Below are 20024 nucleotides of genomic sequence, written 5' to 3'. Positions count from 1 at the left end.
CGACTCACTCGCACAAGGAAGTTCTGCATGAAACGACATGCCGCCTGGGCGGGCATGGCGTCGGGAGCCGCGCTTGGCGCCGTTCCCGCGCTCGCATCGGCCGCCACGCTCGACGGTGCCACGCTGTCCGCACTCTGGGGCATCCCGTTCGCCGGGATCCTGCTGTCCATCGCGGTGTTCCCGCTCGTCGCGCCGGTGTTCTGGCATCACCACTTCGGCAAGATCGCCGCGGCATGGGCGATCGCGTTTCTGGTCCCGTTCGCGGTCGCGTTCGGCGCGGGCACGGCGTTCGGAACGCTGGTGCACGCGCTGCTCGAGGAGTACATCCCGTTCATCGTGCTGCTGACCGCGCTGTATACGGTCGCCGGCGGCATTTGCGTCAACGGCAACCTGCACGGCACGCCGAAGCTGAACACCGCGATCCTCGCGCTCGGCACGCTGCTCGCGAGCGTGATGGGCACGACGGGCGCCGCGATGCTGCTGATCCGGCCGCTGCTGCGCGCGAACGACAATCGCAGGCACGTCGTGCACGTCGTGATCTTCTTCATCTTCCTCGTCGCGAACGCGGGCGGCTCGCTGTCGCCGCTCGGCGATCCGCCGCTGTTCCTCGGCTTCCTGAACGGCGTGAGCTTCTTCTGGACGACCACGCATCTCGCGCTGCCGATGCTGTTCATCTGCGCGGTGCTGCTGACGCTGTTCTTCGTGCTCGATACGTACTTCTACCGGAAGGGCGGCGAGGAGCGGCCGGTCGTGCTCGACCCGACACCTGACGATGGCGCGCTGTCGATCGACGGCAAGGTCAACTTCGTGCTGCTCGCGGCCGTGATCGGCCTCGTGCTGATGAGCGGCATCTGGAAGCCGGGCATCACGTTCGACGTGCGGGGCACGCACGTCGCGCTGCAGAATCTCGTGCGCGACGTCGCGCTGGTTGTCGTGGCACTCGCGTCGCTTGCGCTGACGCCGCGCTCCGCGCGCGAAGGCAACGCGTTCAACTGGGCGCCGATCGAGGAGGTCGCGAAGCTGTTCGCGGGAATCTTCGTGACGATCGCGCCGGTGATCGTGATCCTGCGCGCGGGGGCGGACGGTGCGTTCGCGCAGATCGTCCATCTCGTGACGGGGTCGGACGGCAAGCCGATCGATGCGATGTACTTCTGGGCCACCGGCCTGTTGTCGTCGTTCCTCGACAACGCGCCGACCTACCTCGTGTTCTTCAACCTCGCGGGCGGCGACGCGCAAGCGCTGATGACGGCGGGCGCGACGACGCTCGCCGCGATCTCCGCGGGAGCGGTGTTCATGGGCGCGAACAGCTACATCGGCAACGCGCCGAACTTCATGGTGAAGGCGATCGCGGAATCGCGCGGCGTGAAGATGCCGAGCTTCTTCGCGTATCTCGGCTGGGCGTTCGCCATACTGGTACCTGTATTCCTGCTGACGTCGTGGATCTTCTTCACGGCGTAGGCTGACGATTTTCAACCAAGCGCGGACGGTTCGGGCGGCGCACGATGCGCCGCGTTCCGGCCGCGGCATGCGGAGATGGCGATGCAGAAGATCCTGGTCGCACGTCCGATCTTTCCGGACGTGATCGAACGGCTCGAGCAGTATTTCGAAGTCGACTGGAACAACGGCGACGCGCTCGCCCCCGATGCGCTCGCCGCGCGTCTCGCGGACAAGGACGGCGCGCTGACGGCGGGCGACCCGGTCGGGGCGGCTGCGCTCGCGGCGGCGCCGCGCCTGCGCGTCGTGTCGAACATGGCGGTCGGCTACAACAACTTCGACATGGCCGCATTCAACGCGGCGAACGTGCTCGGCACCAACACGCCCGACGTGCTGAACGAGTCGACCGCGGATTTCGGCTGGGCGCTGATGATGGCCGCCGCGCGCCGGATCGCCGAATCCGAGCACTGGCTGCGCGCCGGGCACTGGCAGAAGTGGGCGTACGACGGTTTCCTCGGCGGCGACATTTACGGCTCGACGCTCGGCGTCATCGGCATGGGGCGCATCGGCCAGGCGCTCGCACGCCGCGCGCGCGGCTTCGGGATGCAGGTGATCTATCACAACCGGTCGCGGGTCGCGCCCGAGATCGAGGCCGAGCTGAACGCCGAATACGTGTCGAAGGATGCGCTGCTCACGCGCGCCGATCACGTCGTGCTGGTGCTGCCGTACACGAAGGAGAACCATCATACGATCGGCGCGGCCGAGCTCGCGAAGATGAAGCCCACCGCGACGCTGACCAACATCGCGCGCGGTGGCATCGTCGATGACGCGGCGCTGGCCGTCGCGCTGCGCGACGGGACGATTGCCGCGGCCGGCCTCGACGTGTTCGAAGGCGAGCCGAGCGTGCACCCGGCGCTGCTCGAGGTGCCGAACGTCGTGCTGACGCCGCATATCGCGAGCGCGACCGAAAAGACGCGCCGCGCGATGGCGAACCTCGCGGCCGACAACCTGATCGCCGCGCTGGGCGAAGGGCCGCGCGCGGGGCAGCCGCCGAATCCGATCAACCCTGACGTGATCGGGAAGCCGCGCGCATGACGACGATGTTGTTGCTGGCGGCGGTCGTCGTGCTGGCCGTCGCGCTGGCGGTGGCGATCGTCGCGATCGTGCGCGGCGGCGGCCGCCACGACGACGCGGCCGTGCTCGGCGACCAGATCGAGGACGCCGCGCACGCGCAGGCGCTTGCGGTCGAGCGGCTCGAACGCGAGCTGCGCGGCGAGATCGTCGAGAACGCGCGTGGTTCGCGCACCGAGCTGGCCGGCAGTTTCTCGCAGCTTCAGCAGACGCTCGCGACGCAGCTGACGAGCATCGCGACCGTGCAGAACAACCAGATCGACGGTTTCGCGCAACAGCTCGGCAAGCTGGTCGCGGGCAACGCGCAGCAGTTCGACGCGATGCGCGAGAGCGTGCAGCGCCAGGCGCAGCAGGCGCGCGAAGAGCAGACGGTCGCGCTGCGGCTGTTCGGCGACACGCTGAACCGGCAGCTCACACAGCTGACCGAGGCCAACGATCGCCGGATCGGCGAAGTGCGCGCGACGCTCGAACAGCGATTGAAGGAAATCGAGACGAACAACGCGGCGAAGCTCGAGGAGATGCGCCGCACCGTCGACGAGAAGCTGCATGCGACGCTGGAGCAGCGGCTCGGCGAATCGTTCAAGCTCGTGTCGGACCGGCTCGAGCAGGTGCACCGCGGGCTCGGCGAGATGCAGACGCTCGCGGCCGGCGTCGGCGACCTGAAGAAGGTGCTGACCAACGTGAAGACGCGCGGCACCTGGGGCGAGGTGCAGCTCGAGGCGTTGCTCGAGCAGATGCTTACGCCCGACCAGTATGCGAAGAACGTCGCGACGGTGCCGAAGAGCAGCGAACGCGTCGAGTTCGCGATCCGGCTGCCGGGACGCGACGCGGGCACGCGCGACGCGCCGCCGGTGTGGCTGCCGATCGACGCGAAGTTTCCGCGTGAGGACTACGAGCGCCTGATCGATGCGCAGGAGCGTGCCGATTCGGTGGCGGTCGAGGAGGCGGCCCGTGCGCTCGAGGCGCGCGTGCGGATGGAGGCGCGCACGATCGCCGAGAAGTACGTCGCGCCCCCGCATACGACCGATTTCGCGCTGCTGTTCCTGCCGACCGAGGGGCTTTATGCGGAGATCCTGCGCCGCCCGGGGCTGACCGACCTGCTGCAGCGCGACTATCGCGTGACGGTGGCCGGGCCGACCACACTGACCGCGTTGCTGAACAGCCTGCAGATGGGCTTCCGCACGCTCGCGATCGAGCAGCGCTCGAGCGAGGTATGGCAGGTGCTCGGTGCGGTGAAGACCGAATTCGGCAAGTTTGGCGACGTGCTCGCACGCACGAAGGCGCAGCTCGAGACGGTCACGCGTTCGATCGAGGCCGCCGAGCAGCGCACCCGTGTGATGAACCGCAAGCTGAAACAGGTCGAGGCGTTGCCGGGCGAGACGGCGGCCGGGCTGCTCGGCGCGGAAGCCGCCGACGGCGCCGATGCGGACGACGCATGACGCATCCCGCATGATGCACGCAGCCGAAACCGGCTGGAACGAAGACGGGCGCCGCGGCGCCCGTTTTCCTTTGACACGGCGACCGGCGTAGCCGGCGCGCGTTCAGCGTGCGGCGAGCGCGTCCAGTGCGTCGCCGGTGACGCGCACGATGCGCCACTCCGGCAGCACGGTCGCGCCCATCTTCTCGTAGAAGTCGATCGCCGGCTGGTTCCAGTCGAGCACCGACCATTCGAAGCGAGCGCAGCGGCGCTCGACGGCAAGTGCCGCGAGGTGCTGCAGCATCGCGGTGCCGAGGCCCGTGCCGCGCTGCGACGGCTGCACGTACAGATCCTCGAGATACAGCCCGCGCCGGCCGAGGAACGTCGAATAGTTGTGGAAGAACAGCGCATACGCGACGATCGCGCCGTCGCGCTCGGCCACCAGCGCTTCGGCGGCGGGGCGTTCGCCGAACAGCGCGTCGGCCAAGTCGGCGTCGCTCGCGACGAACAGGTGCGTGAGCTTCTCGAACGCGGCCAGCTCGCGCATCAGCGCGAGGATCGCGCCGACGTCGCGCGCTTGCGCCGCGCGGATCAGCGGTGTGCCGCTCACGCTTCCTCCGGCGGATCGGACAGCACGATCTCGATGCCGCCGAAGCGCGACGCGACCCAGTTGTACGCGTGGCAGGCGATCCACAGCAGCACGAAACCGAGGATCGCGTTCAGCAGCAGCGCGCTCAGGATCGTGCTCAGTTCGACCATCCCGTAGCGGATGTACGCGACCAGGATGCCGAGCAGCACGATCGGCACGCTGAACGTCAGGTAGACGAGGATCAGCGCCTTCGCGGTCTGCCCCGCGGCGATCGACGAGATTTGTTTCTTCATGTGCGGATTGCCCCCGTAGAAATATACCGATTGGAATTCAGATCAGGCCGTCGAGCGGCAGGATGTCGACCGGGGCGCCCGCGTCGACTGCCGCGGAATCGTGGCCCAGGACGATGAAACAGTTGGCGGCCGCAAGGCCGCTCAGCGATGCGGAACTCTGCGAACCGGCCGGCGCGACGTGCCACTGGCCGTCGGCGGCGCGCGTCGCGATCGCACGCAGGTATTCGGTACGGCCCGGACGCTTTTTCAGCGCCTGCGTGCTGCGTGCCGTGTACATCGTCGGCGGCGGCGTGTGCGCGCCGGCCAGCGTCAGCAGTGCGGGGCGCACGATCGCGTAGAACGTCACGGCGGAGGCGACCGGATTGCCGGGCAGCCCGAAGAACAGCACGCGGCCGTCGCCCGCACGCGCGAGCGTGCCGCACGCGAGCGGCCGGCCGGGCCTCAGCGCGAGGCTCGCGAAGGTCACGTCGCCGAGCCGCGCCATCACGTCGCGCGTGAAATCGGCTTCGCCGACCGATACGCCGCCGGACGTGATCACCGCGTCGGCCTGTGCGGCGATCGCATCGTGCAATGCGCGTTCGAGCGCGGCCGGATCGTCGCGGACGATCCCGAGATCGAGTGCGTCGATGTGCAGCCTTTCGAGCATCGCGACCAGCATCCCGCGATTGCTGTCGTACAGCGTGCCGCGGCCGAGCGGCTCGCCGGGTTCGCGCAGTTCGTCGCCGGTCGAGAACACGGCGACGCGCACGCGGCGGCGCACCGTGACTTCGCGCAATCCGAACGATGCGAGCAGGCCGAGATCGGACGGGCGCAGGATGCGGCCGGCGGCAAGCGCGCAGGCGCCGCGCGCGAGATCCTCCCCGGCCCGGCGGCAGTTTGCGCCGCGCGCGACCTCGTGTGCGGCGAAGCGGATGACGTCGCCGTCGACGCGCACGCGTTCCTGCAGAATGACCGTGTCGCATCCGGCCGGCATCGCCGCGCCGGTCATGATGCGGATGCACGTGCCGGGCACCACGGCCCCATCGAACGGATGGCCGGCGAGTGCCGTGCCGGCGACCGTCAGCGCGATGTCGGCGGCCGCTGCCAGCGCGACTGCGCTGCCGTCGAATGCGTAGCCGTCCATCGCCGAGTTGTCGTATGCGGGAATGTCGAACGGCGCATTCACGTCGGCCGCGAGCACGCGGTCGAGGGCGTCATGCAGCGGTACCGTTTCGCACGCGTCGACCGGCACCGCGAACCGGCACGCGAGCGCCTGCGCATCGGCGAGCGACAGCGGGGCCGCGGAATCGGGTGCGGTTCGGGAGGCGGGCGAGGATTGCGTGATCATCAGTCGGACTGCGCCGCGAGGCGTATCGGGTTCGTGGCCGGTGGCCCGCGGAGGGCGCCGAAGCGCGAAGGCGCATGCGGCGGGCGGGAACGGATGCCGGTGCCGTCAGCGGCGGGCAAGCGCGGCAAGTTCCTGCCAGGAATTGGCATTGTAAAACGCACGCTCGTCGCGAAACTCGACTTCGACCGTCTTGTGGCGTGCGTACCACGCACGCACCTTGCGCTCGCCGGCCGCGAGCCTGGCCGCGAGATCGTCGGCGAGCGACGCGCGCAGCAGCGCGAAGGTCGGCTGCGGCGAACGCGCGTGGTGCGCGTCGACGGTCACCGCCATCGCGATGTCGGCCTGCTGCGCGTCGAGCGCCGCGTGCAGCCGCGCGACGAGGTCGGCCGGCAAATAGGGCGTATCGCACGGCGAGCACACGACGAGCGGTGCGCGCGCCGCGCGCATGCCGGCGAGCAGGCCCGCGGCCGGGCCGGGGAAATCGGGGGTTTCGTCCGGTACGATGCGCGCATCGAACGGCGCACCGAGTTCGGCGTAGCGCGCGGCGTTGCGATTCGCGCTGATCAGCGTCTCGTCGACCTGCGGCGCGAGCCGGCGCAGCACGTGCAGCGCGAGCGGCGTACCGTCGAGCAGCTGCAGGCCCTTGTCTGCGCCGTCCATGCGCGTCGCGCGCCCGCCCGCGAGCAGCAGGCCGGTGATGGAAGGCGAGGCGGAAGCGGACATCGCGGGAAAGCGGGGCGGGCGGCGCGCGTCAGCCGCCGATGTACGACATTTCGACGCGCTTGCCGGCGCCGTCGGGCGCGGCGTCGGCGGCCGCGCTGCCGCGCAGCTGCGAGTAGCGGTCGGTGCGGGCCTGCCAGATCCGGGCGATCGCGGTCGCGATCTCGGCGTCGCTCGCGCCGCCGCGCACCAGTGCGCGCAGATCATGGCCGGTCGACGCGAACAGGCACAGGTACAGCTTGCCTTCGGTCGACAGCCGCGCGCGCGTGCAGTCGCCGCAGAATGCCTGCGTGACGCTCGAGATCACGCCGATTTCGCCGCTGCCGTCCGCATAGCCCCAGCGCTGCGCGGTTTCCGCCGCCGTGTGCGGCTCGAGCGGAACGAGCGGGAACTGCTCGGCGATCCGCGCGACGACGTCCGCGGACGGCAGCACTTCGGTCATGTTCCAGCCGTTCGACGTGCCGACGTCCATGTATTCGATGAAGCGCAGGATCACGCCGGTGCCGCGGAAGCGCTCGGCCATCGGCAGGATCTCGCCGTCGTTGGTGCCGCGCTTCACGACCATGTTGACCTTGACCGGCGCGAGGCCCGCGGCCTGCGCGGCGAAGATGCCGTCGAGCACGTCGGCGCTCGCGAAGTCGGCATCGTTCATGCGCTTGAACAGCGTGTCGTCGAGCGCGTCGAGGCTGACCGTCACGCGTGTGAGGCCGGCATCCTTCAGCGTGCGCGCCTTGCGCGCGAGCAGTGAGCCGTTGGTGGTCAGCGTCAGGTCGAGCGGGCGGCCGTCGTGGGTCGTCAGGCGCGCGAGGCGCTCGATCAGGAACTCGAGGTTCTTGCGCAGCAGCGGCTCGCCGCCGGTGATCCGGATCTTTTCGACGCCGTGTGCGACGAACAGCCGTGCCACGCGCTCGATCTCTTCGTGCGTGAGCAGGGCGCTGTGCGGCAGGAACGGGTAGTCCTTGTCGAACACGTCCCGCGGCATGCAGTACACGCAACGGAAGTTGCAGCGATCCGTCACCGAGATGCGCAGGTCGCGTAGCGGCCTGGCGAACGTGTCGGCCAGGGCGCCGTCAGGGGTATGCGCGACGCCGGAGATATCCGGCATCCCGCTGACGTCGGCGAGGGGAATGATGCGTCGGGACATGTTGAAAGAAGTGCGAGCCAGTCTTCTATTTTAGCCGCAAGCGGCCGGCCGGGCCGGTGGGCGGAAACCCGCAGCGCGGACATGAAAAAGCCCGCCGGAGGCGGGCTTTTCCTGGTCGGGCGATGCGCCGCTTAATGGTGCGACGTCTCGACCTGCTGCATCGGGGTCGTATCGACCGGCGGCAGCGCCTTGCGCTCGCGCGGCACGCGGGCCGGACGCGGCAGGCGCGACGCGGCTTCCTGGGCAGCGCGGAACTTGTCGGCATCCGTGTTCACCCACACGAGGCCGGCTTGTTCCAGCACGACGTCGAGGCTCGCCGAAGCGGGCGCAGCGGCCGGTTGAACCGGCGCCGGCGCGGGCGCGGCAACGGCTTCGACCGGGGCCGGTTCGACCTGAGCCGGTTCGACGGCTGCCGGCGCGACCGGTGCTGGGGCGACCGGTGCCGGAGCGACTTCAACCGCGGCGACCGGTGCCGGTGCGGCTTGCTCGACGGGCGCGAACTGCGGCGCTTCGACGGCAGCCGGCACTTCGAACGCATCGGTCGGCGACACCGCGACCGGTGCCGGGCCGGCTTCCGGAGCAGCGGCCGGCGCGACCGGTACCGATTCGGCGACCGGTGCGACCGGGGCGGGTTCGATCGGCGCGACCGGCGTCGCTTCGACGCGAACCGGTGCCGGTTGCGGCTCGACCACGGCCGGCTCGACCGCTTCGGCACGCTGTTCGACTGCGGCCTCGGCTACCACGGCGCCCGCTGCGGCGACCGCTGCCACGGCGACCGGTGCGGCCGTATGGGCCGGCTCGAACGCGCTCGGGGCTTCCGTCGTCACAGCTTGCACGGCTTCGCCGTCCGCGCCTTGCTCGGCGTGGTCGACGACTGCGCCTTCGTCCTCGCGCTCGCGACGACCGCCGCGGCGACCGCGGCGGCGGCGACGACGTTCCTCGCCGTCACGTGCGCCGGCTTCCGCGTCGGCTGCGACATCGGCGCCCGGCAGGGCGACGGCTGCGGCCTGGTCGGCTTCCGCTTCCGGATGGTTCTCGCCACGGGTGACGGTCTCGAGCGTAGCAGCGTGTTGCGTCGGCTTGCGGCGCTCACCGCGCTCGCGACGTTCGCCGCGTTCCTGGCGCTCGCCGCGGCCGGCTGCCTCGACGGCTTCCGGCTGCTCGGTGCGCTCGCGCGGTTCGCGGTTCTCGCGCGGTTCGCGGTTCTCGCGCGGTTCGCGCGGCTCACGGCTTTCACGCGGCTCGCGCGGTTCGCGGCCTTCGCGCGGGCCACGGCCCTCGCGACCTTCGCGGCCCTCGCGACCTTCACGGCTTTCGCGCGGCTCGCGGCCTTCACGCGGTTCGCGACCCTCGCGCGGTTCACGCGACTCGCGCGCTTCCTTGCCTTCGCGTTCCTGGCGTTGCGACTGGCCACGGCCTGCCGCTGCCTGGTCGCGACCACCCTGAGCCTGCTGGGCGCCGCCACGACGATTGCGGTTGCGATCGCCGCCGCGCTGCTCGGTCTTCTCGGTCCGCTCGCGGGCCGGACGGGCAGCCTGTTCCTTTGCCGGTGCCGGTGCAACCGGCGCGGGCGCCGGGGCTGGCGACATGCCGAACAGACCCTTCAGCCAGCCGATGAAGCCGCCGCTCGCCGCGGCGACCGGTGCGGGTGCCGCAACCGGCTCGACCGGGCGCTGCGGTGCCGGGCTCGGCGCCGGACGCTCGGGCGTGATGCCCTTGACCGCCGCTTCCTGCTTCGGCTTCACGTCGGCCGCGCGCTTGCTGTAGCCGGTTTCCGACTCCAGTTCGCGGGCGGCTTCCTCGGCCATCTTCCAGGACGCGCGCGGATCGTCGAGGCGCGCGTCGTCATGGCGCAGGCGCTCGAGCTTGTAGTGCGGCGTATCGAGGTGCTTGTTCGGGATCAGCACGATGCCGACCTTGAAGCGCGACTCGATCTTGTTGATTTCCTGACGCTTTTCGTTGAGCAGGAAGGCGGTCACCTCGACCGGCACCTGGCAATGGATCGCCGCGGTGTTTTCCTTCATCGCTTCTTCCTGAATGATCCGCAGGACTTGCAGCGCGGACGATTCGGTATCGCGGATGTGGCCCGTGCCGTTACAGCGCGGGCACGTCACGTGGCTGCCTTCCGACAGGGCCGGACGCAGGCGCTGGCGCGACAGTTCCATCAGGCCGAAGCGGGAGATCTTGCCCATCTGCACGCGCGCACGGTCGTGCTTGAGCGCGTCCTTCAGGCGTTGCTCGACTTCGCGCTGGCTCTTCGCCGACTCCATGTCGATGAAGTCGATGACGATCAGGCCGCCGAGGTCGCGCAGGCGCAGCTGGCGGGCCACTTCGTCGGCCGCCTCGAGGTTCGTGCGGGTCGCCGTTTCCTCGATGTCCGCGCCCTTGGTCGCACGCGCCGAGTTCACGTCGATTGCGACGAGCGCCTCGGTGTGGTCGATCACGATCGCGCCGCCCGACGGCAGCGGCACCGTGCGCGAGTACGCGGTCTCGATCTGGTGCTCGATCTGGAAGCGGGAGAAGAGCGGCACGTCGTCGTGGTAGCGCTTCACCTTCGACACGTTGTCCGGCATCACGATGTCCATGAACGCACGGGCCTGATCGTAGATCTCGGTCGTGTCGATCAGGATTTCGCCGATATCGGGCTGGAAATAGTCCCGGATCGCGCGGATCACGAGGCTCGATTCCAGATAGATCAGCATCGGCTGGCCGGCATTGCCGCTTTGCGACGCCGCTTCGATCGCGCGCCACAGCTGCAGCAGGTAGTTCAGGTCCCACTGCAGTTCCTCGGCGCTGCGCCCGATGCCCGCAGTGCGGGCGATCATGCTCATGCCGTCCGGAATCTGCAGCTGCGCCATGGTTTCGCGCAGTTCCTGACGCTCGTCGCCTTCGATCCGGCGCGACACGCCGCCGCCGCGCGGATTGTTCGGCATCAGCACGAGGTAGCGGCCGGCGAGCGAGATGAAGGTCGTGAGGGCGGCACCCTTGTTGCCGCGCTCTTCCTTCTCGACCTGGACGATCAGCTCCTGGCCTTCGCGCAGGGCATCCTGGATGCGCGCGGAGCGCATGTCGATGCCTTCCTTGAAGTACTGGCGGGCGACTTCCTTGAACGGCAGGAAGCCGTGGCGGTCTTCGCCGTAGTTGACGAAGCACGCTTCGAGCGACGGCTCGATGCGCGTGATGACACCTTTGTAGATATTGCCTTTGCGCTGTTCGCGCCCGGCTGTCTCGATGTCGATGTCGATGAGCTTTTGCCCATCGACGATGGCGACGCGCAGCTCCTCCTGCTGCGTCGCATTGAACAGCATGCGTTTCATGAACGACTCCAGGCGGCTCTGCTGCCGGCGCCTCGCGGTTGTCAGTCGCGAGGGCGGGAACGACGGCAGGCCGCACCTTGTTGTGTTGTCACAAGCACGCTGGAGCGGGAAGGATGGCGGGGAGAATTGCCTGAAGAGGCGCTTGGGCCCGAAAGACGGGGCCGGCGGCCATAGGGCACCTGCGAACACGGCTTCAAAGCACGGCGTCCACACACCGCACGCTGCGAAAGCGCGCTAAGCCTGAGACCGGGGCACTGCCACGGGGCGCGCGCAATGCGTCGCGCGCGCCGACGGGCGGCAGATGCTGCGGCTTGGGCCGCAGCGGGGAGTATCGAATCCAGCCCGACTTTCCCGCCTGGGGTGTACTTCCCTGGTTTGACGTCGCCAAGCCCCGCACGCTTCGCGGGGCCAAATCGGGCGCAACGCCGTAATTTTCGCAACCGGCAGCCTGCGGACGCACCTCGCGCCGTCGGGCTGCCGATCAAATTCTTTTCAACCAACTTTCCGTTACCGCGGCGCCTGATCGACCGAATCCGCCTGTGGGCGCGATCCTTGCCGACGGCCGGCGCCGTGCGTGCAACTTGCTGCATCTCTTTGATTAGGGGCGAGCAGCAGACCCCCGGCGCAAGTAAAATAACGCTTTGCGCTTGCGCCTTGCCCGATTCCGTCGGGACCGGCCTGTCAGGCCACCCTCAACGTCAGGCTGGGCAAAATTATATTCAGTATGAATGAGTTAGGCAAAATATCCCAGAATTCAGTCGCAAGCGGCCAGGTATCGATGATCCAGATCGACGAAAACTCGGCCGGTCAGCGGATCGACAACTTCCTGTTGCGCGTCTGTAAAGGCGTGCCCAAAAGCCATATTTACCGGATCCTGCGCAGCGGCGAAGTCCGCGTGAACAAGGGGCGGGTCGACGCCCAGTACCGTCTCGCGTTCGGCGACCTCGTCCGCGTGCCGCCCGTGCGGGTGGCGGCGGCCGACCTCGCGCGCGCCGACACGCCGATCGTGCCGCCCGCGCAGTTCGAGGTGCTGTACGAAGACGACGCGCTGCTCGTCATCAACAAGCCGGCCGGCGTCGCCGTGCACGGCGGCAGCGGCGTCGCGTTCGGCGTGATCGAGCAGATGCGCCAGGCCCGCCCGCGCGCGAAATTCCTCGAACTCGTGCACCGGCTCGACCGCGAGACCTCCGGGATCCTGATGCTCGCGAAGAAGCGCACGGCGCTCGTCGGCCTGCACGAGCAGATCCGCGAGAACCGGATGGACAAGCGCTACTTCGCGTGCGGATACGGCGAATGGCAGCCCGACTGGGGCCACCGTCGCGTGGTGAAGGCTCCGCTGTTCAAGTATTCGACCCCGGAAGGGGAGCGGCGCGTGCGCGTACAGGACGATGGCCTGCCGTCGCACACGGTGTTCAACCTGATCGAGCGCTGGCCGGACTACGCGCTGGTCGAGGCGGAACTCAAGACGGGTCGGACCCATCAGATCCGGGTGCACCTCGCGCATCTCGGCCTGCCGATCGCCGGCGACGCCAAGTATGGCGATTTCGCACTGAACAAGGCGCTGGCGCGCGCGAACGCGCAACCGTCGCTCAAGCGGATGTTCCTGCATGCGCACCGGCTCAAGCTCGCGCATCCGCTGACCGGCGAGGCGCTGCAGTTCGATGCGCCGCTGCCGGACGAATGCCGGCGCTTCCTCGATCAACTCCGCGCTCTGCGCGATACCGCCTGACTCGCATGGCCCGACAGCAATTTGATCTGATCGTCTTCGACTGGGACGGCACGCTGATGGATTCGACTGCGCACATCGCGCACAGCATCCAGGCCGCCTGCCGCGATCTCGGCCTGCCCACGCCGTCGGACGAGGCGTCCCGCTACGTCATCGGCCTCGGCCTGCGCGATGCACTGCAGATTACTGCTCCGACCCTCGATCCGTCCGACTATCCGCGGCTGGCCGAACGCTACCGCTATCACTACCTGCTGGACGATCAGCGCATCGAGCTGTTCGCCGGCGTGCGCGAACTGCTCGCGGAATTGCGCGATACCGGCTACCTGCTCGCGGTCGCGACCGGCAAGGGCAGGGTCGGGCTGAACCGCGTGCTCGACCAATCGAAGCTCACGAGCCTGTTCGATGCGACGCGCTGCGCCGACGAAACGTTCTCGAAGCCGCATCCGGCAATGCTGCACGAATTGACCCGTGAATTGGGGCAGGATCTCGCGCGTACCGTGATGATCGGCGACACCACGCACGACCTGCAGATGGCCGCGAGTGCGGGGGCGGCCGGCATCGGCGTCGCGTACGGCGCGCACACGGCCGATGCGCTGGCCGCGCTGACACCGCGCTTCGTCGCGCCGGACGTCGGCGCGCTGGCCGCGTGGCTGCGGGAGCACGCGTGAGCGCGGCGCCGGATGCCGTGCGCGTGTGCGCATCGGACGCGCTGGCCGACGGCGGTGCCGGCGTGCGCGTCGATGCGACGCTGCGCGGCGAGCAGGCGGTCGTGTTCTTCGTGCGCTACGAAGGCCGTGCATACGGCTACCTGAACCGCTGCGCGCACGTGCCGATGGAGCTCGACTGGGCCGAAGGGCAGTTCTTCGAGTCGTCGGGCCTGTACCTGATGTGCGCGACGCACGGCGCGATCTACGCGCCGGATACCGGCAAGTGCGTCGGCGGCCCGTGCCGCGGCGGCCGCCTGCGGCCGGTCGAGGTCGACGAGCGCGACACGCCGGACGGGCGTGCGGTATTCTGGCTACCGGATGCCGACCTGGGTCCCGCCGCTTCGCCCCCTCCCGCCACGACCGACTGACGACACCACTGCATGGCCGACCAACCGAACCTTCCTGATTCCTCGTCCCGTTCCGACAGCCGCGAACCGAACTGGGAGCGCGCGGCGCTCGAGCGGATCGCGCTCGCGGCCGTCAAGGAACAGCGCGCCGCGCGGCGGTGGAAGATCTTCTTCCGTTTCGCGTTCCTCGGCGTGTTCGTGCTGCTCGCGTTCGCGCTGATCGATTTCTCGAGCGACTCGAAATTCTCGGCGAGCGGGCGCCACACGGCGCTCGTGACGATCGACGGCGAGATCGCGGCGGGCACCAACGCGAACGCCGACGACATCAACACGGCGCTGGATACTGCTTTCGACGACAGCGGCACGGCCGGCGTCGTGCTGCGGATCAACAGCCCGGGCGGCAGCCCGGTGCAGGCCGGGATGGTCTACGACGAGATCCGCCGCCTGCGCAAGAAGTATCCGGACAAGCCGTTGTACGTCGTCGTGACCGACATGTGCGCATCGGGCGGTTATTACATTGCGTCCGCCGCCGACAAGATCTTCGTCGACAAGGCGAGCATCGTCGGCTCGATCGGCGTGCTGATGGACGGGTTCGGCTTCACGGGCCTGATGGGCAAGCTCGGCGTCGATCGCCGCCTGCATACGTCGGGCGAAAACAAGGGCTTCTACGACCCGTTCTCGCCCGAGACGCCGAAGATGGATGCCCACGCGCAGGCGCTGCTCGACCAGGTCCATGCGCAGTTCATCAAGGCCGTGAAGGACGGCCGCGGCAAGCGGCTGCACGAAACGCCCGACATGTTCTCGGGGCTGTTCTGGACCGGCGAAAAGAGCGTCGAGCTCGGGCTCGCCGACGGCTACGGCACGACCGACACGGTCGCGCGCGACGTGCTGAAGGCGCCGGATCTCGTCGACTATACGGTGAAGGAAAGCCTGACGAACCGCGTCGCGCGCAAGTTCGGCGCGGCGGTCGGCGGTGCCGCGATGAAGGCGCTCACCGCGGGCGGCACGTCGTTCAGCCTGCGCTGAGCGGCGGCCGGCCGGCGCCGCGGCGAACGGGGCAGGGCGCCCCGTGTCGCGCGGCCGCCGGCTTCAGTTCGCGAGCAGCAGGAAGATGGCGGGGCGCTTCTGCAGATTCGGCGCAGGCGTCTTTTTCCAGTCTGCCACGGAGCGGCTGGCGATCGTCTCGGTCTCGAGGGTCAGGTCGGCCGCGACGCAGATTTGCGTCGACGGCGCGCAGGTCGCGACCAGCGTATCCAGCATCGCCTGGTTCCGGTACGGCGTCTCGATGAAGATCTGCGTCTGGCGCGCCTTGCGTGACAGTTGCTCAAGTTCGCGCAAGCGCTTCGCACGTGCGGCCGCATCGACCGGCAGGTAGCCGTTGAACGCGAAACTCTGGCCGTTCAGGCCCGACGCCATCAACGCGAGCAGGATCGAACTCGGCCCGACGAGCGGCACGACCTTCACGCCGCGCTCGTGCGCGCGGCGCACCAGCAGCGCGCCCGGATCGGCGACGGCCGGGCAGCCGGCCTCCGACACGAGGCCGGCGTCCGCGCCGGCCAGTATGGGCGCGAGCAGCCGGTCGATGGCGCCGGCCGGCGTATTGACGTTCAGTTCGCTGATCTCGATTTCCTGGATCGGCCGCGTCGTGCCGATCTTCTTCAGGAACGCGCGGGTCGTTTTCGCGTTTTCGCCGATGTAATAGCCGAGTGTGCCGGCGCGCGCCTGCACGGCGGCCGGCAGTACGGCGGCGAGCATCGATGCGTCGCCCTCGCCGAGCGTGTTCGGGACGAGATAGAGCGTGCCGGCGGTCATGCGCGGTCTCCTTGGGGGGCGGCGAACAGTGGATAACCGACGGCGCGCAGCATCCGCGTGAGCGCGATCAGCGGCAGGCCGACGAGCGCCGTCGGGTCGTCGGAGTCGATGGCATCCAGCAGCGCGATGCCGAGCCCTTCGGACTTCGCGCTGCCGGCGACGTCGTACGGCGTTTCCGCGCGCAGGTACGCATCGAGTTCGGCTTCGGGCAGCGAGCGAAAGCGCACGTGCGTGACGACGTCCTCGCTCTGCGTTTCGCCGGTGCGGCTGTCGTAAAGGCTGAGCGCGCTGTGGAATTCGACGTCGCGGCCCTGCATCGACAGCAGCTGCGCGAGCGCGCGCTCGTGCGTGCCGGGCTTGCCGATCTGGTGGCCGTCGAACGTCGCGACCTGGTCCGACCCGATCACCAGCACGCCGTCCGGCGCGTCGATCGTCGCGGCGACCGCGCGCGCCTTCGCACCGGCGAGGCGCAGCGCGGTCGCGGCCGGCGCTTCGCCCGCGAGCGGGGTTTCGTCGAGGTCGGGCGACACGACGTCGAACGGCAGGCCGAGGCGCTCGAGGAGCGCGCGGCGGTAGCGGGAACTGGAGGCGAGAATCAGCCGCGGCGGGCGGCAAACGGTATCCGGCATGGTCGGTTGGGTCGGTGAGTCGTCGGGTGTGGCGCGGTGTTGCAAGGGCGCAAGCATAAGTGATTGACCGCAAAAGGTAAAACAGGTATGCTTTCCCGCTTTTCGTCGGCAGGCTTTCCGCAGTGGTGGCGCCTGCCGGGTCTTCGGAAGTAAAGTACGTAATCGTGCGAGGCGTACGCGGCGTGGATCGCGTACGTGCGCGGCGTCAAATGAGTGGCGCCAGCAAGCCGGATCCCGCAAGTCAGCCTGTAGGCAGGAGCGCAACATGAACACTTCTTCTGGCAAGCCTGCGGCAGCGCTTGATCCGCACGCGGTCGATCTGTTCGAATTCGCCCGCAGCGGGCGGCAGGCAGCGGGTGCCGTGCGCCTGTCGCAACTGCCGCGCATGCTGAACGAAGTGCCGGCGGACGCGCCCGATCGCGACACGGTCTTCACGTGGCAGGCCGAAGGGTTCACCCAGAAGGAGTTGCAGGACGACGGCGCCGATGGGCAGCAGCCGTATCTGCGCCTCGCGGTGCATGGCCATGCGTGGCTCACGTGTCAGCGCTGCATGACCCCGTACGACCAGACGTTCGACGTCGACATGACGTACCGGGTCGTTGCGACCGAAGAAGAAGCTGAAGAATTTCCGCTCGACGACGATGAAGCCGATGTGATCGTGGGCTCACGCCAGTTCGATCTCGTCGACTTGATCGAAGAGGAGTTGCTGCTTTCGTTGCCGCTCGTGCCCAAGCACGAGGTTTGCCCGGCAGTTCACGAAAGCCTCGTGTCGGGTGCGAGCGGTCCTTCGGAAGACGCGGACGACGAGTCCGCCGAAGACGAGGACGAAGGCAAACGGCCGAATCCGTTCGCAGCGCTGGAAGCGCTGAAGAAGGACGGGGACGGCAGCAAGAAACACTAAGCAGTTGTGGCGCGGGAAGGCGTAAGGGCTTTGGGCCAGGGTAGTTAAGCGCCGGATCGGGCTGTGTTAGAATCCGGAAAATTATTTAGGAGTTAGTCATGGCAGTCCAGCAAAACAAGAAGTCGCCGTCGAAGCGCGGCATGCATCGTTCGCACGATTTCCTGACGGCAGCGCCGCTGGCAGTCGAGCCGAGCACGGGTGAAGTGCACCTGCGTCACCACGTCAGCCCGAACGGCTACTATCGCGGCAAGAAAGTCGTCAAGACGAAGAACGACTAAGCGTCAAGTCACGCGTTGCGCGCTACGATCGCCGTTCGCGTGACAACTGGTTCGCTTGACACTTTCCTGGCTCAACAAAAAGGCGGCATTCAACTGCCGCTTTTTTGTGCCTGAAATTCGTCGCATTCCATGACCGTAAAGCTCACAATCGATTGCATGGGAGGCGACCACGGCCCGTCCGTGACCGTTCCCGCGGCAGTCAAGTTCGTCCGCGCGCATCCCGATGCGCACCTGATGCTCGTCGGCATCGAAAGCGCGATCCGCGCTCAGCTGAAAAAGCTGAAAGCCCTCGACGATCCCGCGCTGACCATCGTGCCCGCCACCGAAGTCGTGGCGATGGACGACCCTGTTGAAGTGGCGCTGCGCAAGAAGAAGGATTCTTCGATGCGTGTCGCGCTCAACCACGTCAAGGAAGGCGCGGCCCAGGCCTGTATTTCCGCCGGCAACACCGGCGCGCTGATGGCCGTTTCCCGTTATGTGCTCAAGACGCTGCCCGGCATCGAGCGGCCTGCGATCGCGTTCGCGCTGCCGAACCCGACCGGCTACACGATGATGCTGGACCTCGGCGCGAACGTCGACTGCGAGCCGCAGCACCTGCTGCAGTTCGCGGAGATGGGGCACGCGCTCGTCGCCGCGCTCGAAGGCAAGGAGCGTCCGACGATCGGCCTGCTGAACATCGGCGAAGAGGTCATCAAGGGCAACGAGACCATCAAGCGCGCCGGCGAACTGCTGCGCGCCAGCACGCTGAATTTCCGTGGCAACGTCGAAGGCAACGACATCTACAAAGGCACGGTCGACGTGATCGTCTGCGACGGCTTCGTCGGCAACGTCGCGCTGAAGACGTCCGAAGGGCTCGCGCAGATGCTGTCCGACATCATCCGCGAGGAGTTCGGCCGGTCGCTGATGTCGAAGCTGATGGCGCTGCTCGCGCTGCCGGTGCTGATGCGTTTCAAGAAGCGCGTCGATCACCGCCAGTACAACGGCGCGGCGCTGCTGGGGCTGAAGAGCCTCGTGATCAAAAGCCACGGTTCGGCCGACGCCTACGCGTTTGAGTGGGCGATCAAACGGGGTTATGATGCCGTCAAAAACGGCGTGCTGGAGCGCCTCACGCGTGCGATGGCGGACAATTCGGTGTCGCTCGGCGACGGCGAACACGACGCGGGCGGCGCAGGCCCGACGAGCCCGGCCGCAGGCCACCACGCCGAACCTTCCGCTGCGCAATCCTCTAAAGCATAAATGGCCCAATCGACTCTCTATTCCCGCGTGCTCGGCACGGGCAGCTACCTGCCGCCCGACCGGGTCACGAACCAGCAGCTCGCCGACCGTCTCGCGAAGGAAGGCATCGAGACGAGCGATGAGTGGATCGTTGCGCGCACGGGCATCCATGCGCGCCATTTCGCCGCACCGGACGTCACGACGAGCGATCTCGCGCTCGAAGCGGCGCGCCGTGCGATCGAGGCGGCCGATATCGATCCGCAGTCGATCGACCTGATCATCGTCGCGACTTCGACCCCCGATTTCGTGTTCCCCAGCACGGCTTGCCTGCTGCAGAACAAGCTCGGCATCAAGAACGGCGGCGCGGCATTCGACGTGCAGGCCGTGTGCTCGGGCTTCGCCTATGCGATGGCGACGGCCGACAGCTTCATCCGCAGCGGCCAGCACCGCACGGCGCTCATCGTCGGCGCGGAGACGTTCTCGCGCATTCTCGATTTCAAGGACCGCACGACCTGCGTGCTGTTCGGCGACGGCGCGGGCGCGGTGATCCTGTCCGCCTCGGAAGAGCCGGGCGTGCTCGGCAGCGCGCTGCACGCGGACGGCAGCTATTCGAACATCCTCTGCACGCCGGGCAACGTCAATCGCGGTGTGATCGACGGCAGCGCGTTCCTGTACATGGATGGGCAGGCCGTGTTCAAGCTCGCGGTCAACGTGCTCGAAAAGGTCGCGATCGAGGCGCTCGCCAAGGCGAATCTCGCGCCCGAGCAGGTCGACTGGCTGATTCCGCACCAGGCCAACATCCGCATCATGACCAGCACCTGCCGCAAGCTCGGCCTGCCGCAGGAGCGCATGGTCGTGACGGTCGACCAGCACGGCAACACGTCGGCTGCGTCGATCCCGCTGGCGCTCGACGCCGCGGTGCGTGACGGCCGCATCCAGCGCGGTCAGCACGTGCTGATCGAAGGCGTCGGCGGCGGCTTCACGTGGGGCGCGTCCGTCTTCCGCTACTGATCCGCGGCGCGCAATTGCTGCGCGCG

General features: G+C 68.2%; 19 protein-coding genes. 11 read left to right on the top strand and 8 right to left on the bottom strand.

Going from position 1 to position 20024, the window contains the following annotated elements; all coding sequences use genetic code 11:
* Nucleotides 1-27 precede the first annotated feature (27 nt).
* The 3 genes from DIE02_RS20480 (at nt 28) to DIE02_RS20470 (ending at nt 4004) form a co-directional block, all read left to right on the top strand.
* The gene (locus tag DIE02_RS20480) at nt 28-1458 is read left to right on the top strand and encodes a sodium:proton antiporter (protein ID WP_124521902.1); all 1431 of its coding nucleotides are present in this window, start codon (nt 28-30) and stop codon (nt 1456-1458) included.
* Between the two features lie 81 nt (nt 1459-1539).
* Nucleotides 1540-2529, top strand: coding sequence for a D-glycerate dehydrogenase (locus DIE02_RS20475; RefSeq protein WP_124521900.1), 990 nt, complete (start codon nt 1540-1542; stop codon nt 2527-2529).
* A complete protein-coding gene (locus tag DIE02_RS20470) occupies nt 2526-4004 on the top strand; it encodes a DNA recombination protein RmuC (protein WP_124487469.1) in 1479 nt (492 codons plus the stop codon). Before DIE02_RS20475 ends, DIE02_RS20470 begins: the two co-directional genes overlap by 4 nt.
* A gap of 102 nt (nt 4005-4106) precedes the next feature.
* Here DIE02_RS20470 and DIE02_RS20465 read toward each other — a convergent pair whose 3' ends face one another.
* The 6 genes from DIE02_RS20465 to DIE02_RS20440 all read right to left on the bottom strand — a co-directional run bounded on the left by DIE02_RS20465 (nt 4107) and on the right by DIE02_RS20440 (nt 11372).
* Nucleotides 4107-4592 carry a GNAT family N-acetyltransferase gene (locus DIE02_RS20465; protein ID WP_124521898.1) on the bottom strand — a complete coding sequence of 162 codons (486 nt, stop codon included), beginning with the start codon at nt 4590-4592 and terminating at the stop codon, nt 4107-4109.
* Nucleotides 4589-4864 carry a hypothetical protein gene (locus DIE02_RS20460; RefSeq protein ID WP_006476519.1) on the bottom strand — a complete coding sequence of 92 codons (276 nt, stop codon included), beginning with the start codon at nt 4862-4864 and terminating at the stop codon, nt 4589-4591. The genes DIE02_RS20465 and DIE02_RS20460 overlap by 4 nt, the downstream gene beginning before the upstream one ends.
* Nucleotides 4865-4901: 37 nt before the next feature.
* Nucleotides 4902-6191 carry a gephyrin-like molybdotransferase Glp gene (glp, locus tag DIE02_RS20455; protein WP_124521379.1) on the bottom strand — a complete coding sequence of 430 codons (1290 nt, stop codon included), beginning with the start codon at nt 6189-6191 and terminating at the stop codon, nt 4902-4904.
* Nucleotides 6192-6296: 105 nt separating this feature from the next.
* The gene (gene mobA / locus DIE02_RS20450) at nt 6297-6914 is read right to left on the bottom strand and encodes a molybdenum cofactor guanylyltransferase MobA (protein WP_124521896.1); all 618 of its coding nucleotides are present in this window, start codon (nt 6912-6914) and stop codon (nt 6297-6299) included.
* A 28-nt stretch (nt 6915-6942) separates the two neighbouring features.
* Nucleotides 6943-8055 carry a GTP 3',8-cyclase MoaA gene (gene moaA / locus DIE02_RS20445; RefSeq protein WP_124521377.1) on the bottom strand — a complete coding sequence of 371 codons (1113 nt, stop codon included), beginning with the start codon at nt 8053-8055 and terminating at the stop codon, nt 6943-6945.
* Nucleotides 8056-8186: 131 nt separating this feature from the next.
* Nucleotides 8187-11372: an Rne/Rng family ribonuclease gene (locus DIE02_RS20440; RefSeq protein ID WP_124521937.1), complete on the bottom strand. Its 3186-nt coding sequence runs from the start codon at nt 11370-11372 to the stop codon at nt 8187-8189.
* A gap of 724 nt (nt 11373-12096) precedes the next feature.
* On the opposite strand from DIE02_RS20440, the gene DIE02_RS20430 reads away from it, so the two are divergent.
* Genes DIE02_RS20430 through DIE02_RS20415 form a run of 4 tightly spaced genes read left to right on the top strand, consistent with a single transcriptional unit; the run spans nt 12097 to nt 15178 of the window.
* Nucleotides 12097-13101 carry an RluA family pseudouridine synthase gene (locus tag DIE02_RS20430; RefSeq protein WP_124487463.1) on the top strand — a complete coding sequence of 335 codons (1005 nt, stop codon included), beginning with the start codon at nt 12097-12099 and terminating at the stop codon, nt 13099-13101.
* A 5-nt stretch (nt 13102-13106) separates the two neighbouring features.
* On the top strand, nt 13107-13766 hold the full coding sequence (locus DIE02_RS20425) for an HAD-IA family hydrolase (RefSeq protein WP_044844782.1): 660 nt from the start codon (nt 13107-13109) through the stop codon (nt 13764-13766).
* Nucleotides 13763-14173, top strand: coding sequence for a Rieske 2Fe-2S domain-containing protein (locus tag DIE02_RS20420; protein WP_124487462.1), 411 nt, complete (start codon nt 13763-13765; stop codon nt 14171-14173). The genes DIE02_RS20425 and DIE02_RS20420 overlap by 4 nt, the downstream gene beginning before the upstream one ends.
* Nucleotides 14174-14185: 12 nt before the next feature.
* Nucleotides 14186-15178: a S49 family peptidase gene (locus tag DIE02_RS20415; RefSeq protein WP_124487461.1), complete on the top strand. Its 993-nt coding sequence runs from the start codon at nt 14186-14188 to the stop codon at nt 15176-15178.
* Nucleotides 15179-15241: 63 nt separating this feature from the next.
* Here the strand turns inward: DIE02_RS20415 and DIE02_RS20410 are convergent, their stop codons facing one another.
* Complete coding sequence (locus tag DIE02_RS20410; protein WP_124487460.1) at nt 15242-15964, bottom strand: SAM-dependent methyltransferase; 723 nt, start codon at nt 15962-15964, stop codon at nt 15242-15244.
* Entirely contained in the window at nt 15961-16593 is a 633-nt protein-coding gene (locus DIE02_RS20405) for a Maf-like protein (RefSeq protein ID WP_124487459.1), read from the bottom strand. Before DIE02_RS20405 ends, DIE02_RS20410 begins: the two co-directional genes overlap by 4 nt.
* Before the next feature lie 265 nt (nt 16594-16858).
* On the opposite strand from DIE02_RS20405, the gene DIE02_RS20400 reads away from it, so the two are divergent.
* The 4 genes from DIE02_RS20400 to DIE02_RS20385 all read left to right on the top strand — a co-directional run bounded on the left by DIE02_RS20400 (nt 16859) and on the right by DIE02_RS20385 (nt 19998).
* Nucleotides 16859-17494: a DUF177 domain-containing protein gene (locus DIE02_RS20400; RefSeq protein WP_044844777.1), complete on the top strand. Its 636-nt coding sequence runs from the start codon at nt 16859-16861 to the stop codon at nt 17492-17494.
* 98 nt (nt 17495-17592) lie between these two features.
* A complete protein-coding gene (gene rpmF, locus DIE02_RS20395) occupies nt 17593-17772 on the top strand; it encodes a 50S ribosomal protein L32 (protein ID WP_006051932.1) in 180 nt (59 codons plus the stop codon).
* A 129-nt stretch (nt 17773-17901) separates the two neighbouring features.
* A complete protein-coding gene (gene plsX, locus DIE02_RS20390; protein WP_044844776.1) occupies nt 17902-19008 on the top strand; it encodes a phosphate acyltransferase PlsX in 1107 nt (368 codons plus the stop codon).
* Nucleotides 19009-19998, top strand: coding sequence for a beta-ketoacyl-ACP synthase III (locus tag DIE02_RS20385; RefSeq protein ID WP_044844775.1), 990 nt, complete (start codon nt 19009-19011; stop codon nt 19996-19998).
* The last annotated feature ends 26 nt before the right edge of the window (nt 19999-20024 follow it).

The sequence above is a fragment of the Burkholderia sp. Bp8991 genome (assembly GCF_003853795.1).
Classification (GTDB): Bacteria; Pseudomonadota; Gammaproteobacteria; order Burkholderiales; family Burkholderiaceae; genus Burkholderia.
The sequence above is the reverse complement of the archived record's forward strand: the minus strand, read 5'-3'. Positions and strand labels throughout refer to the sequence as shown.

What these genes read in the sequence shown, in the direction of transcription:
- DIE02_RS20480 (WP_124521902.1), top strand. Translation starts at nt 28, where the DNA reads ATGAAACGACATGCCGCCTGGGCGGGCATGGCGTCGGGAGCCGCGCTT.
- DIE02_RS20475 (WP_124521900.1), top strand. Translation starts at nt 1,540, where the DNA reads ATGCAGAAGATCCTGGTCGCACGTCCGATCTTTCCGGACGTGATCGAA.
- DIE02_RS20470 (WP_124487469.1), top strand. Translation starts at nt 2,526, where the DNA reads ATGACGACGATGTTGTTGCTGGCGGCGGTCGTCGTGCTGGCCGTCGCG.
- DIE02_RS20460 (WP_006476519.1), bottom strand. Translation starts at nt 4,864, where the DNA reads ATGAAGAAACAAATCTCGTCGATCGCCGCGGGGCAGACCGCGAAGGCG.
- glp (WP_124521379.1), bottom strand. Translation starts at nt 6,191, where the DNA reads ATGATCACGCAATCCTCGCCCGCCTCCCGAACCGCACCCGATTCCGCG.
- mobA (WP_124521896.1), bottom strand. Translation starts at nt 6,914, where the DNA reads ATGTCCGCTTCCGCCTCGCCTTCCATCACCGGCCTGCTGCTCGCGGGC.
- moaA (WP_124521377.1), bottom strand. Translation starts at nt 8,055, where the DNA reads ATGTCCCGACGCATCATTCCCCTCGCCGACGTCAGCGGGATGCCGGAT.
- DIE02_RS20440 (WP_124521937.1), bottom strand. Translation starts at nt 11,372, where the DNA reads ATGAAACGCATGCTGTTCAATGCGACGCAGCAGGAGGAGCTGCGCGTC.
- DIE02_RS20430 (WP_124487463.1), top strand. Translation starts at nt 12,097, where the DNA reads ATGAATGAGTTAGGCAAAATATCCCAGAATTCAGTCGCAAGCGGCCAG.
- DIE02_RS20425 (WP_044844782.1), top strand. Translation starts at nt 13,107, where the DNA reads ATGGCCCGACAGCAATTTGATCTGATCGTCTTCGACTGGGACGGCACG.
- DIE02_RS20415 (WP_124487461.1), top strand. Translation starts at nt 14,186, where the DNA reads ATGGCCGACCAACCGAACCTTCCTGATTCCTCGTCCCGTTCCGACAGC.
- DIE02_RS20410 (WP_124487460.1), bottom strand. Translation starts at nt 15,964, where the DNA reads ATGACCGCCGGCACGCTCTATCTCGTCCCGAACACGCTCGGCGAGGGC.
- DIE02_RS20405 (WP_124487459.1), bottom strand. Translation starts at nt 16,593, where the DNA reads ATGCCGGATACCGTTTGCCGCCCGCCGCGGCTGATTCTCGCCTCCAGT.
- DIE02_RS20400 (WP_044844777.1), top strand. Translation starts at nt 16,859, where the DNA reads ATGAACACTTCTTCTGGCAAGCCTGCGGCAGCGCTTGATCCGCACGCG.
- rpmF (WP_006051932.1), top strand. Translation starts at nt 17,593, where the DNA reads ATGGCAGTCCAGCAAAACAAGAAGTCGCCGTCGAAGCGCGGCATGCAT.
- plsX (WP_044844776.1), top strand. Translation starts at nt 17,902, where the DNA reads ATGACCGTAAAGCTCACAATCGATTGCATGGGAGGCGACCACGGCCCG.
- DIE02_RS20385 (WP_044844775.1), top strand. Translation starts at nt 19,009, where the DNA reads ATGGCCCAATCGACTCTCTATTCCCGCGTGCTCGGCACGGGCAGCTAC.